Raw genomic sequence first — 19,588 nt, forward strand, 5'->3', positions numbered from 1 at the left:
CCGGTGGTTCCAAAGGGATCGACAACGCACGTGATGACGTTGGGTCGCTTCATCCTTGCGGATCGTGATGGACCGTGTACGGATGTCGCCCCTATGTTGCGAGAGGCACACTCCGCGCGCGAACCAGGCCGACGCCGCGACGACCCCGACGGCGTGCTCCGTCCCAGGGGGTCGGGGTGAATCAGGGAGGACCGCATGGGTAACCGAGGCAAGGGCCCCGCTCCGCTCCAGGAGCCCCGGCCCGATCCGAGGCCGACCGGTCCCAACGACCATCCCGACGGCAACACACCCCCCGGGCCCGGCCGCCACCGCGACGACAAGTGACGCCCGCGTCCGGTATCGCACGCTTCCTTGCCGATGCGAACGCCCTCCCCGCCGGCTGGGAAGACGCCTTCGGGGCAGTCCACCGCGCGGACTTCGCACCCGATCGCATCTGGGCGTGGGACGGCAGTCGGTACACGACCGTCATCGATCGCACCGAGACCGGCAGCCACGGTCGCGACGCATGGGACGAAGTCGTACAGGGGAACAATGCGCTCGTCACGCAATGGGACGATGGCGACCACACCGGCGACGAGCCGGGGAACAACCCGTCGTCGTCCGCGTCCATGCCGTCCGCGGTCGCGAGCATGCTCGGCGATCTCGACGTCACCGGCGGCGAGAACGTCCTCGAGGTGGGCACCGGCACGGGATACACCGCGGCGCTCCTGGCCGCGCGCGGCTGCCGCGTCACCACGATCGAACTCGACGGGGATCTTGCCGAACAGGCCCGCACGAACCTCGCCCAAGCCGGGTATCAGGACGTCACCGTCGTCACCGGTGACGGCACACTCGGACACGACGCCCACGGGCCCTACGACCGCGTACACGTCACCGCCGGCGTACGGCGCACCCCGGCCGCATGGATCGAACAAACGCGCCCCGGCGGCGTCATCGTCATGCCGTGGGGCACCGACTACTCCACGTACGACTGGGCCACGGTGTTGACCGTGACCGAACCCGGCCGGGCCTCCGGACCGTTCACTGCCCCACTCGCGTTCATGAAGCTCCGGTCCCAGCGCGTCCGCTACCCGCAGTCGCCCTTCCCGCCCGACTGGACGACGACCGCGCGCGTGTCCGAGCCGGACATCGACGTCGCCGACGTCACCGGGGCCCTGTACGAACCCGCCGAGTTCGTCATCGGACTGCATGTCCCGCACTGCGTACCGCGGCTTGTCCGCGGCGCGGAGAGTACGAGCCTGTGGCTCTACGGCGCCGACACCGGCAGGGGTCCGTCCATTGCCGTGGCCTCATTCGGCGACGGGTAAGACCCCCAGGCGCGCGAGGCTGGGCCCAGAAATCTGTGGGGCGAAGTCCAGAGGGCCTACCGCCGCTGGGAGAAGGGCGGGAAGCCGGCCGTGGACCGCTTCGGGCTGACAGTCGTCGTCGATATCGAGGGCACAGTGGACCAACGGCCCTGGTTCGGCGCGCCCGACCTGGAGCTGCATGCACCCGGGTAACGGAGTGGGCGGCCCGTGACGGGACGGGTCGTCGTCCCCGGCGAGTGGCACCAGGAAGGCGATTCCGTGTTCGTGTACACGGACGCCGCCGAGCGCGGCGAAACCACCAGTACGGCATACGTTTCCACGTCCGGTCTGTACGGGATCAGAGCCCACCCGATGCCGGCGCGGACGCCCGGGCCGCAAAGCACCATCGTGGCGGAACTGCGCGCGATCGCCCTGGGGCTCACCAAGACGCGTTCGGCTCATCCCGACCACACCGTGACGATCCTCACCGACAGCCTCGACGCCTTGAGGTACATGCGCAGCTGGAAAACGGGCGAAACCGCGCTTCCCCCGAGCTATTCCACGGCCTATCTATAGAGCGACCGGAAAGATCCCGACTCTGATCAAACTGCGCAATGCTGTGCGGGAGGGACGGAAGCGCGAACTTCCTCCATATTCGCGGGCATACCAGGCATTCGCTCAACGAACTCGCCGACTCCCTGGCTAAACTCGGCCTCCGCGCCTGCAGGAATGAACTGACGAGGGTCGAGGCGAAAACCCTGTCGGAGCATTGGGCAACGCTCCGGCTCCAAGACTGGGCCAAGTCGGCAAACCGCCCTACCCAGCAGGGCTCCTGACTACGAACGCGCGGCGCGCTCGACGATCACCGCGACCGAGCCCACCGCCCGCAGGCCGGCACATCGCACGTTGCACCGGGTCGGGTGCGCGATCAACGCGCGGTCCGCTGCCGGGCCCCTCAAGACGCCGACGGGGGCACAACCGGAGATTCGTCGTCGGCAACCGGTGCGGGCACCGCACCGGCATCGCGTCGTCCTTGCGCGCCGAAGCGTCAGCCTCTCGTCCGGTCCCAGCCGTGGAGGGTGGTGTCGGGGCCGTGGTGGAGGTACGCGTCGAGTGCCCGGGCGGTGGTGGTGACGAAGTCGGTGGGGAGGTCGCGGGCGTCCATCCAGGCGACGCGATCGTGTTTGGCCGGTTCGGCGTTGACGGCCTCGCCGGTCCAGGTGTCGGTGGCGAAGACGACGGTGAGGAAGCCGTTCGGACCTTCGACGCGAGGCGCAGGGTGGTGGGGTCGACGATCAGGCCGGTCTCTTCGCGGAGTTCGCGGATAGCGGTGGTGGTGACGGGTTCTCCGGGTTCGCTCTTGCCGACGGGGAGGTCCCATGAGCCGGGGGCGAATTTCGCCTGTGGTCCGCGTCGTAGGAGGAGTACCCGGTCGGTGTCGCGGTCGTGGACGATGACGGCCGCGACCAGGAGGGTCATCGCCTCGGTGGCGGGGGGCAGGTGGGAGGTGCGGTGGGCGGGTCGGGCCACGGCGGTCCCTTCGTCGGTGCGGTGGTGTCCTCAGTCGAGGGCGTCGCGGATGCGGTGTTCGAGGTCGGCCGCGCCGGGGACGCCGCGTCCACGCTAGAGCGTCAGGGTCGCCCGCATGCTGGTGACGGCCGTGCGGGTGCGGTCGGAGGCCATGCCTTCGGCGGGGGTCAGGGCGCGGGTCCAGGCGGCGACGGCTTCGTCGGCGCGGGCCTGGGCGGCGAGGCTGTCACCGAGGTCGGCGTGGGTAAGGACGTGGACGCGGCGGTACTTGTCGGGGTCCCATCGCAGGAAGGCTTCGCGGTGGAGTCTTTCGGTGCCGGTGTGGTCAGCGAGTCCGGTCAGGGTGCGGGCGGTGTGGCTGACGACCGTTCCGGCTGCGGGTCCCGCGGCGCCGGCGAGTGCGTTCTCGACGAGGTCCACACAGTGGTGGGGGTGGCCGAGGCTGAGGGCCTGGTGGGCCAGGGCGCGCATTATCCAGGCGGCGTGGCCGTACGGGTCTGCCTCGCACGCGAGTTGGTAACCGACCTGATAGTACCGTTGTGCGAGCCCTTCGTTCCCGAGGTCGTGGTGTTTCCATCCGGCGAGGTAGGCAAGTTCGGTTACCGCCGCGAACGCGGCCCGCCGGGTGGTGTCCGCGGCGAAGCGCCCGCGCAGCATCGGGGCGGCGGTGTCGGCGAGGTAGGCGGTGACGGTGCTCAGGCCGTGGCCGCCGCCGAAGCGCCGCCCGTCCGGCCGCAGGACCTGCCCGACGGGCGAAGGAGCGACAATGTCACGCCGCCCTCAGCCTCTTCGTGGTTTCGGTCACGCCGATCGTGGTGAGCGCGCTCTCGCGCCAGGAGCCCGCGCATGGCGGGGCCTTGGCCGGGCGGGTCAAATCATCGCCGCACCCAGCACGCCGCACCCCGGCACGGTCAGGAGCCCCGGAGCCAACTCCCGTACCAGTGAACGGAGTTGCGACTCGACGCGGTTGATGCGGACGGTGAGGAGCCTGCAGTCCTGGACCGGTTCCAGGGCGATCTCGGCCACCACGCCGGCCCGGCTCGTCAAGTGTTCCTCCAGGGTGTCCAGGACACACAACCGACGCAGGCCCCGGGAGGGAACGGGCAGTTCGGGGTCGAGTTCGTGCAGCATCCAACGCAGCTTGTTCGCGGTGGCCGTGCGTCGGCGGACCAGTGTCCTGCGGTGGTCCACCCGGAGCTTGACCTCGCGTGTCGGGCCGTCGAGTTCGGCCCTGGGGAGGTTCGGCTCGCGCAGTGCGACGCGGGCGACGGCCTCGGCGTCGATCGGGTCGGACTTGCCGCGCTCGCGTGCGGAACGGCGGGCGCCGGCCATCAGCCGGGTGTGCACGCGGACCACGGCGTGGCCCGCCATCAGCAGGTCGGCTTCGAAACGCCTGGTCAGGTGCCTGCAGTCCTCCACGGCGAGCAGGGCCCGGTCGAACTGCCGCAGCCAGTCGCAGGCTCGCCTGTGCCCCGTGGGCGTCGCGTCGACGGTGACCTGGGCCAGGCGTCGGCCGACCCGGTCCACCGCGACGAGGGTGTGGGTCTTCTTGTGGGAGTCGATGCCGACCGCGATCACAGGTCGCCTCCGGTGGGGTGCACGAACGCGCGGGCAGGGCGGTCGTTCTCCACGGGGGCACGCCTCAAATCGGGCAAGCGGGCACGCTTCTATCAGGCCACACCGCAGAGATCGCCGGACCGGCGGGGCGGCACATCAAGGACAAGCCACCAAGATGCGGGGCAGCGAAAAAACGAGCCAACCCCGCCGGCGCCTGCCACTCTTGCATCGCTACCCGGCCGATGTCCTCAACTTTGGCATTGACGCGAAGAAAGCCGTGGCCCGCTTGAGGACCTCCACGTCCTGGCGCAACCGCTGATTCTCCCGCCGCAACGCGGCCAACTCCTCGCGTTCGCCGCTGGTCAGACCCTCACGCTCCCCGGCGTCGACCTCGGCTCGCACGACCCCCGCGCACCGCGGCCTCGGTCAGATCGAAACCCTTCGCGACCTGACCGACCGAACGATCACCGCGCCGACACAGCTCGACGATCTCGGCCTTGAACTCCGACGTGAACGAGCGGCGAGGCCAAGGCTTCTTCTTCCCCATGCGCTCCATGATGGACATCCTCCCAAGAGGGGCAAACCCCTCAGACAGGGTGTCCGTCAAACCGAATCAAGCCCATGCGTTCACGGGTTGCGGGCGTGCGGGGCCGTGACGCGGTGTGGTTGACGTTTCGTCCCTCCGCCGCATGATGCGCACTGAGTTCGGCGCCACATTGCCCCATCACAGTTCGATCCGGACCGACCCCGCCGACCGCGCGTTCGCGCTCCGGGGACGATCCTGCGTCTCGGCGAGTACTCGGGCCAGCGCACCGGAGCCTGGCAACAGGTCTGCGCCAAGCCGCAGCAGGTCGGGGTTCGGGGCGAACGGGACCGGTGTCGCAGCCAATCGCCGCCACAGCGTTAGTGCGGCACCTTGTGCCACAAACTCGGCCGACACCAGGGCCACCGCACACGATCGAGACAGGCCTGCCAGGCACATGGTCAGGACACGAGGCCGGTCCGGCAACCGTCCCAGAGCCTCGATCAGGGACTCCAGGTGCGCCGAGCCGACCTGCTCGCAACCGCCCCAAGGCGGCGTGTCGAGGTCTCGGATCGGCAGGTGCAGAAATTCGACCGCCCGGCCAGGCTCCGGAGCAGGCACTGGAGCAGGTCCACAGAACGCCGTGATCACCAGATGTGGTTGCACTGCCTTCATCAGTCGATCGCATTGATCGGCGCGTCCTAGGCACAGGGTGAGACCCAGTCGTCCAGGTCCCACTATTCCCATCGCCCGCTGCCAGGGGCGGTCAGCACCAGTTCACTCGGGACTACGGAGGTTGCCGAGCCGACCGCGTACAGAATGGCGTCGGCAACATCGCTGTACGACATCGCGGAACCACTGGCCACCGCCGAGCTGTTGTCCGCCGCCACCGAATCCGGATAGATGGTGGTGACCCGGATCGCCGAGTGCCGCAACTCTCGGGTCAATCCCTCGTGCAACCCGTCCTGCGCACGTTTGGCAAGTTGGTTCAGCGCGGTGTCCGGGAATCCCGGTTTCGCCGAAGCCGCCGCCACCTGGACGAAATGCCCGGGGTGGTCTCCGATGAGGGTGTGCGTGGCGCGGGCGATCAGCACGCTGCCCAGCACAACAGCGTCCAGGTGGGCGCGTAATGCCTGTACGGTGAGTTCGTGGAGGGCGCCTGGCGTCCAGATTCCGGCACAGTGCACTACCAGACCCACCGGATCAGCGTCGGCTGACAGGGCCGCCACCCCCGCTGCCACGGCGTCGGCGTTGGCGACATCGACCGATCGCCACTCCTGGGCACCGCCGGCTCGGACGGTCTCCTCCAAGGCGGGCGCAGACCTGCCCCATACGGTGACGGACATTCCCGCTGCGGTAAGCCGATTGGCGACCTCACGTCCGGTTCCGCTGCCGCCGCCGGTGACGAGTGCTCTTCGATACATCAGGACTGCTTCCCTCGCGCTCGGATGTGCCTTTGCCGATAGGTGAACGACAGGTACACTATCGGGAGCCCGGACGGCACGGGACGAGAACGTCGATTTCAGTCCGTTCTCCGGACTTTCGGAAGCGCATACCTGCTGGATCCACCGACGTCATTCGCCGCGCGGGATCCGTTGTCTGCTCGCCTCAGCCGCGAGCAAGTATGCCGGGTCGTTGCGGAGTCGATACTCGCGTAAACACGCCTCCGTCATCTTGAGCACGTGTTCGTCTCCGTGCCGGACGGCCTGTTCCACCAATTCCCCGGGCGCAACCGGCTCGCCCTCGGTGGCTTCCCTGGGCAGCCGCGTGGACTTGGAGTCGTAGGCTGAAACGATTATCGACGAGAGACGCCATACTGCGTCGAATGAAGGGGCGTGCAGCTCCGAGGAGAGTCGAGGCAGCACCAATCGCACGGCTGCGGGAGCCGTCAGCGCATGCACCAGAGGAATCGCCGCGTTCGGTTGGGTGAGAAAGACGCGCGCGGCGTGTCCTGTCAGGCTGCTGAGCGCGGAATGCACGTCCGGGTCGGGGCGCAGCGCGTCTACCGCGTCGGGCAGGTGGGGCAGCCTCGCGGCTGGCACCAGGCGGCCCATGATGCCGGGCTCGACAGGGGAGGCCTCCGGTGCAAGCCGGGGGATCAGAGCCAGCGCCTCGTCAAGCGGACGAGTGCCGTCCAGTCGCCGGGTCGGCGTCAGCGCCCGGTACCTGGCGGCCCAGTAGCCCATACCGCACGCCAGTTCGTCAAGCAGCGGCGGCTCGGGCCGAGAGGCCCGGACCAATGCCCTGGTTGCGTGAGCGGTGCGCAGAACGCCGTGTGCCGCAGCGGCGGAGATGCCCGGCAGTAGACGTCGCCACCACAGCTCCAAGACGTCGCTCCATTCGGCGGTGGCCAGTGCGCGACGCATGAACTGGATCCAGTCCTCGATCCGCCGGATGTCGCCGAGCGCAGAACGCCATTCCGTTCCGGAGTCGGGAATCGTGGAGACCGGCCCCGGCTTGGGTTCGAGAAACCGTCGATATCGTCGCATCCAGCCGGGAACGACGTCCATGTGACCTAACGCGATCAAAGCGTCGGCGGCCATGGGTCCGTGATTCGACAGGTATCCATCAAATTCACACCCACAGTCCCGAATCGACTCGAGAGATTCACAGAGAGTTTGCGTCGGGGTGGACATAGAGCTCCCTTTCTTGATCTCAGGTGTGCAACGCCTCTCGACCACTCCTCCGAAATCCTACCAAGGACGAGGCTCGTGGTTCCCGATCATCGAGGACTCCTAGGTCAACCCGACTCCGATAACGACGTGATATCCACATATTCCGATTACTCCGAACCGAGCGATGCGAACGACTCGACAATCCCACTGACGGACGCCGGCAATGGACCATTCACTCGACATTGTCCCGCCCCCGCTGCTGCCAACGTCGCGGCTGTGTCGGCGTCCCAGCGCAGGCCCTGTTCGCCGATCGATCCGACCAGCGCCGCGGCCACCGCCGCTCCAGCTCCGGAGGTGTCGTTGCGTCCCTCGAACGGTGGGCGCCACCAGTGGAATCCGTCCGGGCCAGCCGTCCCGAGGCCCTCTGCGCCCGACGTCACGACGGCGTGTGCACACCCGGTGCCCCGCAGGATCGCATCGACAGCAGCTCGCCGTGCGGATTCCGATGTCAGGTCCGGCACGCACACCTGCGCCACAACGCTGGCCTGGGGAAGCCGGATTGTCCAGCGGCGGAGACTCGCGGACGCGTCAACCGGGTCGACCCGACCGAGATTGACCACGACCACCCCACTTGGCCGCGCGGCGGCCACCACTCGCAGGGCCGCCGCCTCCAGCCACGGGTACGAATCGATGTAGAGCAGGGCCCGCCCGCGCAGCACCGAGGCGCTCGCCCGGCACAGCGACTCGACGCCCGGAGCCGGCCAGTTGAACCAGACTCGGTCCTCGTCAGTGGTGATCTCCGTTTCGATCGGATCCCCTCGCCAGGGACCCAGGCACAGGTGCGCCGTGCGCTTGCGCAGCAGGGCGGTCGCGGCCCGGTCGGCGGCCCGGCGGCCGGGGTGGGAGAGCACGCAGATCGGCGGAATGCCCTGTTCGCTCAGGTGCAGGGCGACCAGGGGCGCGTCACAGGTCAATGTCGTACGCATCGTCCGCGCGGAGCGGCCGACCCCGTCGCCGCGCGGAATGGTGTCCACGCGGAGGCGATGCAGGACTGCCAAGTATCCCACCACGCCGGGCGACCGATGTTCCACCGCTGTGTCCCCGCAGTGCGACGAAACGGGTTCATGCCGTGCGGCGCGCCACGAGTGCATGTGTCCTCCAGTCGTAGAACCGTTCGAAGCCCCAGTTTTCTCGGTAGGGGATCCCTCGTATCCGATCCTCGATGCGACAGCCCTCCGCTCGCAGGACCTCGGCAACCGTGTCCATTCCGCGCACCCGACGGGCAGGCGGCGTCTCCACCCGCCAGCAGAAGAGGTCGGCCAGGATCAGGTAGCCGCCGGGGCGCAGCACGCGGACGAGTTCCCGCACGGTCCACAGGGGTTCGTCGAACAGGCTGACCGAGTTCAGCGCGACGACGAAGTCGTGGTCCCCGTCCGGTGGCAGGCTCCTGTGGGCGTAGCGCGCCCGGTGGGAGGGCATCGCGCTCGGCTGGGGACGGCAGGTGAACCAGGTCACCCCGCTGTCGGAGTCATCGAACGAGGTCCGCCGCGGCAGTGTCAGGCTTCCGCCGGCATGCAACAGCGCGGCCAGGGCCAGGGATTCCAGCGAGTTGTCGCCGAACCAGACCCTGGCGCGGGGTCGGTGGATCAGCAGGTCGTGTCCGAGACGTCCCACCCCGGTACCGACTTCGGCGATCCGAAGCCGTGCCCCGACGTCCGAGCGGGCGAAGATCTGGGCTGCCGCCCACAAGCGTGGCGGGCTCGCGTCGGCTGCCCAATCGCGGTCGTCCTCTGCCCAGTTGAACCAGACCGAGCGGGCGAGCCGGTGCCATCCCCGGTAGTCGTGGTCGGGATCCGTCCCGATGCGGACGTCACCGCCGGTCGCTCGTGGTCCGCGAAGCAGCGGGGTCGTGAGGGCGGACATGCGCCGCAGGTCGTCGTGAGCACCGTCCGGGGCGGCAGGTTCGAGGGCATCGAGGTCGGCCAGAAATGCGGTCAAGCCACCTGCGAATGAGGCGAGTGCAGGCGCGGAGGCGGTGCTTAGGAGGTCGACCAAGGCTGCTTCCGCGCCGGTCGTGCGGTGGTCGTTCACCGCGTAACCGTCGCCGTGTCTACGAAGACCTGATGTCCGATCAGACGTCCTTCGCGGGTCCAGGAGGCGATGTCCCCAGCCCATCCCGCCGTGATGATGCGATCACGGGTCACCGCCACGCAGGAGACTCCGGGTTTGCCGTGCAGGAAAAGCCTGCGCCAGCCTGACAAGGCCTCGGTCTCGTCGAGATACCAGCAGCACACGGTGCCGTCGTAGCTCCCGCTAACCACCAGCCGGCCGTCCGCCGACGCCGCCACGGTCTTCACCGACTTGGCGTGCACGGTGGGAAGTCGCAGGGGTCGCTCTCCGGTACCGGGGTGCCAGAGCCGGACGGCGCCGTCCCGCGATCCAGTGGCCACCCAGGGCCGTTCATCGGGACTGGAGACGGAGTTGACCAGAGTCAGGTCCGAATCCGCGTACCGGTCCGCCTCCTTCCAGCCGTAGTCGACTTGCCAGGCACTCAGCGTGTCGTCTGCGGAACCGCACACCAGCACTCTCGCCGCCGAGCACCACGCGAGCGCCTTGATCGGTCCCTTGTGGGCGCGCACCCGGTCGAGTTCGATCCCGTTGGGGGACCATCGGCGCAGGACGCCGTCGTAGCCGCCGCTGACGACGGTGCCGTCCGGGAGGAACTCCACCGCGTTCAACGGGCCTCCGGGCGCGGATGCAATCACCTCTGCCGGCTCGCCGGCTTGGGACACCGCCAGCCGTCCCAGGTAGTCTCCGACGGCCACCAGGCCGAGCACCTCGTTTCGGCGTACCGCGCAGATCAGGGTCGTGGTCCGGTACAGGGGGGCAACGGCGGTGCCGACGCGGGTGACGAGGCCGCAGTCGGTGCCTACGACGATCTCGCCGTCGTCTCCGGCGACAAGGGTGTTGATACCGCGCGTTCCGGGCGGCGGCGGGTCGTCGGGCGCCTCCCGGCGGGGGGATGTCGAGTCAGTCCGACGAGAAACCTCGCGTCGGGCGAGGCGACCGCCGAACGAGCCGACCAGCAGCGTTTCCTCGTCAATCATGACGCAGGCTCGTTCCCACTGCAGGTGCCCTCGGCATTCTCCTCGCAGGTTCCCGGAAGCGACCTCGTACAGTCGGATTGTTCCGTCGTACGAGGCGCCGAATACGGTGCCGCCGGCGGGCGAGAATCCGACCCTTCGGACGGCCGCGCGGGCGTCGTTCAGCACACGCGCCACCCGCCAGGTTTCCGTGGACCACAGGCGCAGGATTCCGTCGTCACACCCCGTGGCCAGCCAACGGTCGTTCGGGGACCAGGCCACGGTTTCGACGTCTCCGGGGTGCGACAGAACCGCGAGGGTCTGCGCGTCGTCGGAGCGCCAGACGCGCACCGTTCCGTCCTCGGACGCGGTCGCCACGGCTGTACCGGATCGGGCGTGTCCGATCGCGAAGACTCCGTGCCGGTGTCCGGAAACCCGTACGGCCTTCGGGCCGTCGGGGCCGAGCCGCCAGACGTACACGTCCGGGTCCCCAGCGTCGCAAGCTGTCACCAGCGTACCGACGTGCGCCGGTGACCAGGACACGTCGTTGACGTCGTCCCGATGCGGGCCGAGTCGTTCCAGAATCATTCCGTCGGTCGTGGCCAGGACGTAGGCGTATCCGTCAGCCACCGCCACCGCCACCCGCTTCCCGTCCGGGCACAGGGCGACCGCGTTCACCAGGTCCGGTAAGCGGCACCACCAACGCACGGTCCTGAGATCGGGGGCCCAGCCGATGACATGGCCGTCGTACCCGCCGGTGACCACCGGCCTGCTGTCCGGAGTGCCGACGGTTGCCGCGTCCACGGCGGTGAGCGGGGCCAGATGGCCGTCGAGGTATGCCTGTTCCTGCCATAGGGACGCCGGGTCGACTGCCGACAAGGCGTTCCGAAAGATGCCCGTGAGCATGACTGTTCCTCCAGACGAACAGGTCACCGCCGCGCCTCGCTGCTGTCGTCACGGACCCAACAGGGCGGTCAGCACGGTGGAGGTGGCCCTGGCGGACAGGTAGTTGCCGGATGTATGGAAGTCGACCCGGCCGATCGAGTCGACCAAGTCACGGTGCACGTCGAAGTGCCGGGCGAAGCCGCGCGGAACTGCGACGAGGTCCCCGACGTCGGCCACGTTGATCCACTGCCGGACGCCGGGTGGCCGGGCACCGAAGCCTCCCGGGTCGGGTCGAAGCCGGGGGTAGACGACCGTCGGCATGGCCAGCGGTGAACCCAGTGTGAGGAAGAGGTCGATCTCTACCTGGGGAGCCGTCCACAACGCCTCGTACGCGACGACCGATCCCAGCGAGTGGGCGACCACGACGCGCGGCCGGAGTTCGATGATCCGCTCGGCCACATGCGCCCGCGTCCGCAGCCGGATCTCCCCTGCCCTGTCGCCATCGTCGGTCAGGTAGGCATCAACCTCGCGAAAGAAGGTGATCACGAACCGGCGCAGCAGATCCGTGCTGCGGCCGTTCTTCCGGGCGATCCGATCGACTGCGGCGCGCAGCGGAACGGTGAGCCGCCCTTGTGCAACCCCTGCCGACATCGGTGCCACCTGGTCGGCCCAGGCCCGTATCATCGCGCGGGTGTGTGGGGGAAGTATTCGGTCCGGATCGTCGCCCCCGTTCTGCGCCGTCACGGTATGCAGGAATGGGGCGTAGTAGGCGACCCGCAGGTCGAACGAGGGCCCGTCCGGTCCCAATCCAGCGCGCAGCGCCGTCGTCCACCGCTCCCCCAGTCGTGTACTCGCCTGGTCGGCGCTCAACTTGGCCTGGTGATTGCCGACTCCGTGGACACCCAGGATCACGGTCATCCGCTCTCGCCCGCCCCGGAGTCTCCTAGACGTTCCAACACCGCCACCTCCCAGTCGAATCCGACCACCAGTTCGCCTCCGGACCCCAACGCCACCGTGGTCGCCGGGGCAGGCAACGCCACGGTGCCCAGGCACGCGGCGGCGGCCAGGTCCCAGACTCGCGCTGTCCCGTCACTGCTTCCGGTGACGGCCCAGGGTTGGCCGTGGACAGTCGCGCAGGCCACCGTGTCGACGGAGTTCGTATGCCCGAGCAGAGCACCGAGCCGCTCGCCCGAGTTCAGATCCCAGACCCCAACCACACCGTCGAAGCCTGCGGTGACCAGGACCGACCGTCCTTGCACTGTTGTGCAGGCGAGGCCCCACACGGTCCCCGCCGATGCTCCGAGGTCGAGACATACGGCCCGTTCGACGGGATCCCAGACGCGTACCGCCGCGTCCGCCGTGGACGCGGCCACCACCGAACGTCCGCGCGCCTCCCCGCATGCCACCGCCCATACGTCGGCGCCGTCGGGCATGTCCACAACCACCTCGGGCATCCGGGCCGTGAGGTCCCAGAGGCGGAGCGTGCCGTCGCTGCCCCCGGTCACCGCCCGCGCTCGACCATCGATCAGGGCACACGCAACTGCCCGTACCGAGGCCGTGTGCCGGCCGAGCACGGTTCCCGCCGACCCGGCGGCGGCCCCGTGCGCGAGGACGCTCCCGTCACTGCCCCCGGACACGATCGTCAACCGCCCGTCGACCCGCGCACACGCCACGGCACGCACGCAGTCGACGTCTCGTCGAAAGGCGGCGTGTTGCCGTCCTGTAGCCAGATCCCAGATCCGTACGGTCCTGTCCGTGCCCGCGCTTACGGCAACCGAGCCGTCCGACGACGTGGCCACTGCCCGCACCGCTTCCCAGTGCCCAACTCGCGCACTGCCCGTCCGGCGCGACCGGGGCCGGACCGGGACAGCGGAGCCCAGTTCAGCCCACCGTGCACCGGTTTCCAGATCCCATACCCGCAGGATCCCGTCGTTGCCAGCGGATACCGCTGCAGGTCGCCCATCCAATCGGGTGCATGCGACGGCTCGGACTCCGCCCCGGTGTCCCGCGAGGTCCCACCGACGCATTCCTCGCGCGAGGTCCCAGACGGCGAGGACGCCGTCACTGCCCCCGGCCACCACCACCGGCTCCCCTCCCACCCTGGTGCTCGCCACCGCCGACACCAAGTCGGTTCCACAGTCCACGCACGCCAGTTCGCGCCGATCCCGCAGATCGAACAGACGAAGCCGCCCATCACTCCCCCCGGTCACCGCCCGGCCCGGCGTGCAGTAAGCCGCCACCGCCGACACACCGCATGCGTGCCTCGGCAGCCCGTCGAGTTCGGTCCCGCCTGTCGGATCCCACACCCGTGCCGTACCGTCGTATCCCCCGGTGAGCAATAGCGGATCCTCGTCCGTGGGCAGGCCAGCGATCGCCCACACCGCACCCGTGTGCCCCGGGAATGCGGACCCCTCCGCGCCGCTCGCCAGGTCCCACTGCCGTACCTGCCCCTCGGCGGTACAGGCCACAATCACGGTGCGGTCTCTGACCGCCACACGTGCAATGGAGCACACCGTACCGACATCCGACGCGAGCACCCCCGCCGGAGCCATGCCGTCGCCGCTCAACTCCCAGACACGGAGAAATCCGGTACGTTCTCCGGTCACCGCCACCGCGCGCCCGTCGACCCATCCGCACGCGACGGCGCGCACCACACCGCTCGGCGTCTCGGCTCGCGCCGTCCGCCTCCGCGCGCCCAAGTCCCAGACGTCGATCCAACCGGAGTTGCCGCCCGTCACCGCGACCGGTCTCCCGTCCACCTCGGTGCACGCGATCGCCTCGATGCGGTCCTGCAACCGATCGGGGACGTCCGCTGGCAGCGAACGCGCGGGTGCCCCGGTGACCCAGCGCGGACACCACCCCAACGGCGGCTGCCCGGGAGGCCGGCAGAGCCGGACTACGAGGTCTCGTCGTCCGTGCCGCGCCGCGTCGACCGTGAGGATCATCCGCCGGTCGTTCGCCCCGACCCGCTGATGACGCCCCACCGACGCTCGATAGACCGTCATCAACCCGTCGCCCGGGCCCGCCTCATCCCCAATCGCCAACACGCTGTCCACATCCGCGTGCACCAGAAACTCGACGTCCCCAAGCAGTTCCCCCACCCGTCCGCAGGCCACCGCGTGATCAAGCCCGTTACGCAGGACATATGGCGCCGCCTCGTCCCAATAGGGAGCCCCGTCCGCCGTGGTGCCCACACTCCCCAGCAGCCGTTCCAGTATCCGCCCTTCCACGGCGCCTCCGTCACCTCCGTGCAACGCCCGCAGGTGGTCGACCAGCGCCTGATGGAACAAGCGATACAGAGTGCTCCCGTCCGAGTCGACCGCGCGCCTCAGGTAGAATCTCACCTGCTCCAGAACAGCCGTCAACTCCGCCTCATCGGGTTCGTCCGCTTCGGTGGGCCCCGCACCGTCCACCACGAAGACCGAAGCCATCACCCGCAACATCGCGCGTGGAATGCCCTGTCCCCGGGCGAACGCGAGGGCCCCCAGCACCGGCTCCAACCACCGATTCTGATTCGCGCGCAGATCCAGCTCCAGAATCCCGGGAAGCGTGCGCGGAATCCGACTGCCGATCACCGCTGCGAGACCCGCGTCAGTCCCGAAGGGCGCGTCGAGCAGCCGATTTACGAACAATCCCGCAACCAGGAACTCCCCCCATCGCTGCCCCGCCTCGGGCCGCTCACGGGTGAGCGTCGCGGCCACCGATAGGGCCAGGGCATCCCGCGCCGGGCGATGCGCCAGGTCCCGACCCTCCGGAATCGCCGCCACCAGATCGGCGACGTAGCGCCGCAACGCGACCCGCAATTCCTCCATCGGGGTGTCGTCGAGGTCGACCAATCCACCGAGTTCCCGCGCCGTTCGGAACAGTGGTTCGAACATGTCCCAGTTCCGGGTTGCGATCAACATTCGGCACGCCGGTCGCCCATCCTCCAAGTCCCGCTCCAGCAAGGGTCGAACCAAGCGTCCCAGCACCTGGTGCGGATCAACCGCCTCGTCCAACGCATCGATGATCACCACCGTCGGCTCTGCACGGTGCGCCAAGGCATCCGCAATCGCCTCAACCGTCCAGTGCACGGCCGTCCCCGACAGCCCGAGTTGCCGCACCAGCGACGTCAAGGCCGCCTCGGTTCCCTGTTCCCGCAGGTGCAACGCGGCGAGCTGCGGGTTGACACTGGGAACCTCGTCGCGGCGGTGCGACCACAGATGCTCCGTCCGATCGTGCAGGAGTGGCTGCGCGGCACATACCAGCATCCCGAGAAGGGCCGACTTCCCGCTGCCGGGACTTCCCGTGACGACCCGAAGTCGCCCGGACTCCAGCCCGTCGAGCCACTCCCCCAACGACTTGAGTTCCCGCTCCCGCCCCCGAAAGCATCCCGCCACGATCCGCTCCGACGGACCCCGCCCGGACGCCCGCTGATAGAAGTGCCAGGGATCGACAAGCTCGTCGACCTCCTCGAAGAATCGCCGGAGATCGGAAGCGAGCGACTCCCAACCGTGACGTCGCATCGCGGCGCCGCTCACGTAGGCCGGGTTGTCGAAGAACGGAAAGTCGATGTCGGCTGCCGGATCGACCGGCGTCCCCACCACCAGTTGCACATAGCCGTCACGGCACAGTCGGCGCGTCTCCCTACGAATGGCTTGTGCCACCAACGACAACGGCACGAACCTGTGCGAGGGGTGAACATCGAAGTCACCCGCCGCAATTCGTCGCACCACGGCGGCCGTCGCCTCGCTGAACCATCCGTTGAATGCGGGCTGGTCCGGCTGACATCCCGCCAATGCCCAGGCCCGCCGCTGCTCGTCGTCGATATCGTTCTGCCAGTCGAGCCGCGTGGCCTGCCCCGCCCCGCACACATCGACCAGAAACAACGTCAAGGGCACCCGAAGCCCCCCGGCGTCGCCTTCGCTCCTGTCCTCCGCCCGGCCCGCCCCACTCGCATCGGTCATCCAACTGTTGAGGTCGCTTCGGGACGTGGACCGTCCGTCCGAACCAACCACCTGAACCGACCTGCTGCGCGAAGTCCCGTGGCTGAGCACATGCACAACCAGCAAGTCCTCCGCCGTCGACTCCTCCAGCGCCGACTCCACCAAGTCACCGATCCGCCGAGCAGTGAGGTTCGCCACCGGAGGAACCTCCACGACCTCGTAACCGTGACCCGCGAAGGCCGCGATCACTGCCTGCCGACGATCGTCCGCGAAACGCAGGGGGGCGAACCCGCCATCGGCGAAATCCGGGATCGCGATACTCAACACCCGACGCCGCACCGCAGTCCTCCCGCGCGCCGAGCCATCCGTGCGCCACCCCACGGGACCCACCCCCCGGAAGTCACATCTGCTTCCGCCATCGCCAACTGTTCACGCTGACGAGCACCCCGGCCAACGATAGTCACCCACCCCTGCCCTGTATGCAGTTTCGCCTGATTCCCCCGAATACATCCGGAATACCCGCCCTCGGATAGAGACCGAGGGTCTGTAAATCGAACGGGTCTGCCTCACATTCGGTGGTAACGGAGCGTGAGTCCGTGATCGTGTTCGGGTGTCGAGTGCGAATGAGCTTGCGGGCGTGGTCTTTTCGGGTCTTGCGTCGCTGTTGGTCGAGGAGGTTGCGGACAGGGGCGAGGTCATCCGAGTGCGGGCCCGGACGCCTGGCGGTCCGGTGGATTGCCCGGATTGCGGCGGTCGGACCGGTCGGATGCACGCCTTCCATGAACGCACGGTGACCGATGTGCCCATCGACGGCGGGCGGGTGGTCACAGTCGCTCGGTTCCGCCGCCTTGTCTGCCCCACATCGGCCTGCCTCCGCATCACATTCCGTGAGCAGATCCCCGGCGTGCTGGAGCGCTACCAGCGGCGGACAGTGCGGCTGCTCACCCAAGTCCGTACCGTGGTGCGGGAACTCGCAGGCCGTGCAGGCGCACGGACGCCGAAGGCGCTCGGAGCGGGGCTGTCGCGGTGCACCGCGCTGCGCATCCCGGCGGCAATCCCGCTGCCCCCGCTGCGAGTTCCACAGGTCTTACTGAGCTTTGCGGATCGGGTTGATATTGGTTTCACCACGTCAGGTCAGTTGCTGCGAGGAAGCCGTTGAGGAGGGCGGGGCGGTGTTGGATGTCCCGCAGGCCTCGGCGGGCGACGGTGACCAACTCGTCGAGGGTACGTGCTCCGAGGTTGGCAAGGGGTCCGTTCTTCAGATGTGCCCAGCTGCCTTCGACCGGATTGAGGTCGGGGGCGTACGGAGGCAGGAAGACCAGGCTCAGCCAGTCGACTCGCTCCATGAAGGCCCGCATCCGGCGACTGCGATGACTGCCCAGGTTGTCCCATATCAGTATGAGCGGTCGGTCGAACGTCCTGTGAATCTGCGGCAGTTGGCGGATCGGCTCTCGATCGTTCACCGAGCCGGGCACCATGCGGTAGAGGAACCTGGGCGGTCCGTCGGGCGGGTGGCAGCACCAGCCGACCAGCGAGGTCTTCGGCCGTTTTCCCATCCGCACGCGCACCGTGGGGGTGCGGCCCCGCGGGGCCCACGTCGCGCGGACCGGGGGCAGCAGCGACAGCGCCGACTCGTCCGAGAACACGATCACCGCACCGGTCCGTCCCGCGGTGGTTCTACCCGGGGCCACACCGTGCTCCTCCAGGTCGTCACCGCCTCGTCGTCCCGTTCCAACGCGCGGCGGGCGGGCCGCTGCCGCGACCAACCGTGCGCCTTCAACAGCCGCCACACACTCGACGGCGACGCGTAGACCACCCCGGTGACCTGCGTGATCACCCGCCCGACCCGCGCGAGCGTCCAGACCTGCCCGGTGAAACCGGACGCCTCCGGACCTGCTTCGAGCACCGCCGCCACCTCGGCGAACTCCCGGTCCGACACCCGCCGCCGGGCACCGAGCGGACCGGCCGACCGCAGGGCGTCGTCTCCGCCCTCCACCCATCCTCGATGCCACGTCGACACCGCCTGCGGGGACACCCCCACACGGCGGGCCACCTCGGCCTGCGACACACCCTCGGCGAACCAACCAACCAGCCGCCCGCAACCGCAACTTCTCCCGGCTCTCCCGTTCCGCCGGAGTCATCCCCGAGACCCTCATACAGCGTGTATGCCCACATATGACACACCGTCAATCGGATTCGGAAACCTCAGTAGTGCAGGTTTCCTTGGCGCCTGGTGACTCTTGGACTCCTAACAAAAGTGGTGGGACCGGGTCGGTGTCGTGTCTGAGGCTGCCGATAGCGAGACGTGGTCAGCCGCGTAATCGCACGCGATAATCCTGGCGATGTCGGCGGTCATCCCCGGGATACTGCCGTCCATGGATGAGGTCAAAGTCGTCGTCGCCCATTCCGAGCGCGCGACTCTGCGCGTCGGTGACGTGTTCTTGAAGGTGGACGCCGATCAGGCGCGCATCGACGTCGAGATCGAGGCAATGTCGCTCGCCCCGGTCCCGACCCCGGAGGTCCTGTGGCGCAAGCCGCCCGTGCTCGCGATCGCTGCACTCCCGGGGACGACGCTCGGGCGCCTCGGCGGGCCGTCAACCGGGTCGCCGGCGGCGTGGGCCGCCATCCGGAAGCTGCACGACGCGCCGCTGCCGGGCCGGGCCGGGCGGAGCATCGTCGCGCTGGCGGCGGAACTCGACGACGAGTGCGAGTTGCTCGTAACGAACGGCCTCCTGCCCGCCGACCTGGTCACCCCCAACCGCCAGGTCGCCGAGGCCGCGCTCCGGCCGTGGACTCCGGCGTTCACACACGGCGACCTACAGATCGCGCACGTCTTCGTCGACGGCGACGAGGTCACCGGCATCATCGACTGGTCCGAGGCGGGCCAGGGTGATGCCCTGTACGACCTCGCCACCTTCACGCTCGGACACGAGGAGCACATCGACGACATCATCGCCGGCTACGGCACCGACATCGACCGCGACGTGATCCACGCGTGGTGGTCTTTGCGAAGCCTGCTGGCAGTTCGCTGGCTGATCGAGCACGGCTTCGACCCGTCCGCGCCGGGCTGTGAGATCGACGTGCTGAGATCCAGGATGTGAGGCTGCGCGCGCCAATCTGCCGGGTCTTGTCTGTTAACCGCGGTGGCGGTGGTTGCTGTCGGCGTACAACTCAAAGTGGCTCT

General features: G+C 68.7%; 16 protein-coding genes and 2 pseudogenes. 4 read left to right on the top strand and 14 right to left on the bottom strand.

Going from position 1 to position 19,588, the window contains the following annotated elements; genetic code table 11:
- The first annotated feature begins 320 nt into the window (after positions 1–320).
- Both ACWGR4_RS30530 and ACWGR4_RS30535 read left to right on the top strand, forming a co-directional pair.
- Positions 321–1,307: a protein-L-isoaspartate O-methyltransferase family protein gene (locus ACWGR4_RS30530; protein WP_452129475.1), complete on the top strand. Its 987-nt coding sequence runs from the start codon at positions 321–323 to the stop codon at positions 1,305–1,307.
- A 207-nt stretch (positions 1,308–1,514) separates the two neighbouring features.
- A complete protein-coding gene (locus ACWGR4_RS30535) occupies positions 1,515–1,862 on the top strand; it encodes a hypothetical protein (protein WP_452129474.1) in 348 nt (115 codons plus the stop codon).
- A gap of 472 nt (positions 1,863–2,334) precedes the next feature.
- Here ACWGR4_RS30535 and ACWGR4_RS30540 read toward each other — a convergent pair.
- The 12 genes and pseudogenes from ACWGR4_RS30540 to ACWGR4_RS30595 form a co-directional block, all read right to left on the bottom strand.
- Positions 2,335–2,765: pseudogene (locus tag ACWGR4_RS30540) on the bottom strand (NUDIX domain-containing protein).
- 81 nt (positions 2,766–2,846) lie between these two features.
- Positions 2,847–3,596 (bottom strand): annotated as a pseudogene (locus ACWGR4_RS30545) (tetratricopeptide repeat protein); the annotation flags it as partial.
- Positions 3,597–3,686: 90 nt separating this feature from the next.
- Positions 3,687–4,394 (bottom strand): IS110 family transposase, encoded by a 708-nt coding sequence (locus tag ACWGR4_RS30550; protein WP_452129473.1) that lies wholly within the window; start codon positions 4,392–4,394, stop codon positions 3,687–3,689.
- A gap of 210 nt (positions 4,395–4,604) precedes the next feature.
- Entirely contained in the window at positions 4,605–4,775 is a 171-nt protein-coding gene (locus ACWGR4_RS30555) for a hypothetical protein (protein WP_452129472.1), read from the bottom strand.
- A 322-nt stretch (positions 4,776–5,097) separates the two neighbouring features.
- Positions 5,098–5,571: a hypothetical protein gene (locus tag ACWGR4_RS30560; protein WP_452129471.1), complete on the bottom strand. Its 474-nt coding sequence runs from the start codon at positions 5,569–5,571 to the stop codon at positions 5,098–5,100.
- Positions 5,572–5,633: 62 nt separating this feature from the next.
- Entirely contained in the window at positions 5,634–6,320 is a 687-nt protein-coding gene (locus tag ACWGR4_RS30565; protein WP_452129470.1) for an SDR family NAD(P)-dependent oxidoreductase, read from the bottom strand.
- 150 nt (positions 6,321–6,470) lie between these two features.
- A complete protein-coding gene (locus ACWGR4_RS30570; protein WP_452129469.1) occupies positions 6,471–7,439 on the bottom strand; it encodes a questin oxidase family protein in 969 nt (322 codons plus the stop codon).
- A gap of 239 nt (positions 7,440–7,678) precedes the next feature.
- Complete coding sequence (locus tag ACWGR4_RS30575) at positions 7,679–8,545, bottom strand: hypothetical protein (RefSeq protein WP_452129468.1); 867 nt, start codon at positions 8,543–8,545, stop codon at positions 7,679–7,681.
- Positions 8,546–8,633: 88 nt separating this feature from the next.
- On the bottom strand, positions 8,634–9,509 hold the full coding sequence (locus ACWGR4_RS30580; RefSeq protein WP_452129467.1) for a class I SAM-dependent methyltransferase: 876 nt from the start codon (positions 9,507–9,509) through the stop codon (positions 8,634–8,636).
- 89 nt (positions 9,510–9,598) lie between these two features.
- Positions 9,599–11,500, bottom strand: coding sequence for a WD40 repeat domain-containing protein (locus ACWGR4_RS30585; protein WP_452129466.1), 1,902 nt, complete (start codon positions 11,498–11,500; stop codon positions 9,599–9,601).
- Positions 11,501–11,548: 48 nt separating this feature from the next.
- Entirely contained in the window at positions 11,549–12,397 is an 849-nt protein-coding gene (locus tag ACWGR4_RS30590; protein WP_452129465.1) for a serine peptidase, read from the bottom strand.
- Positions 12,394–16,731, bottom strand: coding sequence for an AAA family ATPase (locus tag ACWGR4_RS30595; RefSeq protein WP_452129464.1), 4,338 nt, complete (start codon positions 16,729–16,731; stop codon positions 12,394–12,396). Before ACWGR4_RS30595 ends, ACWGR4_RS30590 begins: the two co-directional genes overlap by 4 nt.
- Positions 16,732–17,014: 283 nt before the next feature.
- Between ACWGR4_RS30595 and ACWGR4_RS30600 the strand changes: the two genes are divergently transcribed.
- Positions 17,015–17,563, top strand: coding sequence for a transposase family protein (locus ACWGR4_RS30600; RefSeq protein ID WP_452129463.1), 549 nt, complete (start codon positions 17,015–17,017; stop codon positions 17,561–17,563).
- Here the strand turns inward: ACWGR4_RS30600 and ACWGR4_RS30605 are convergent.
- Positions 17,526–18,056: a transposase gene (locus ACWGR4_RS30605; protein WP_452129462.1), complete on the bottom strand. Its 531-nt coding sequence runs from the start codon at positions 18,054–18,056 to the stop codon at positions 17,526–17,528. The two genes, ACWGR4_RS30600 and ACWGR4_RS30605, sit on opposite strands and share 38 nt — an antisense overlap.
- Positions 18,053–18,496, bottom strand: a complete 444-nt coding sequence (locus tag ACWGR4_RS30610) for a winged helix-turn-helix domain-containing protein (RefSeq protein WP_452129509.1) — start codon at positions 18,494–18,496, stop codon at positions 18,053–18,055. The genes ACWGR4_RS30605 and ACWGR4_RS30610 overlap by 4 nt, the downstream gene beginning before the upstream one ends.
- Positions 18,497–18,779: 283 nt before the next feature.
- Between ACWGR4_RS30610 and ACWGR4_RS30615 the strand changes: the two genes are divergently transcribed.
- The gene (locus ACWGR4_RS30615; protein ID WP_452129461.1) at positions 18,780–19,505 is read left to right on the top strand and encodes a phosphotransferase family protein; all 726 of its coding nucleotides are present in this window, start codon (positions 18,780–18,782) and stop codon (positions 19,503–19,505) included.
- The last annotated feature ends 83 nt before the right edge of the window (positions 19,506–19,588 follow it).

The sequence above is a fragment of the Embleya sp. NPDC055664 genome, from assembly GCF_053618075.1.

Coding starts and splice junctions, on each gene's coding strand:
- ACWGR4_RS30560 (WP_452129471.1), bottom strand. CDS start 5,571: ATGAAGGCAGTGCAACCACATCTGGTGATCACGGCGTTCTGTGGACCT.
- ACWGR4_RS30565 (WP_452129470.1), bottom strand. CDS start 6,320: ATGTATCGAAGAGCACTCGTCACCGGCGGCGGCAGCGGAACCGGACGT.
- ACWGR4_RS30570 (WP_452129469.1), bottom strand. CDS start 7,439: ATGGCCGCCGACGCTTTGATCGCGTTAGGTCACATGGACGTCGTTCCC.
- ACWGR4_RS30585 (WP_452129466.1), bottom strand. CDS start 11,500: ATGCTCACGGGCATCTTTCGGAACGCCTTGTCGGCAGTCGACCCGGCG.
- ACWGR4_RS30590 (WP_452129465.1), bottom strand. CDS start 12,397: ATGACCGTGATCCTGGGTGTCCACGGAGTCGGCAATCACCAGGCCAAG.
- ACWGR4_RS30615 (WP_452129461.1), top strand. CDS start 18,780: ATGGATGAGGTCAAAGTCGTCGTCGCCCATTCCGAGCGCGCGACTCTG.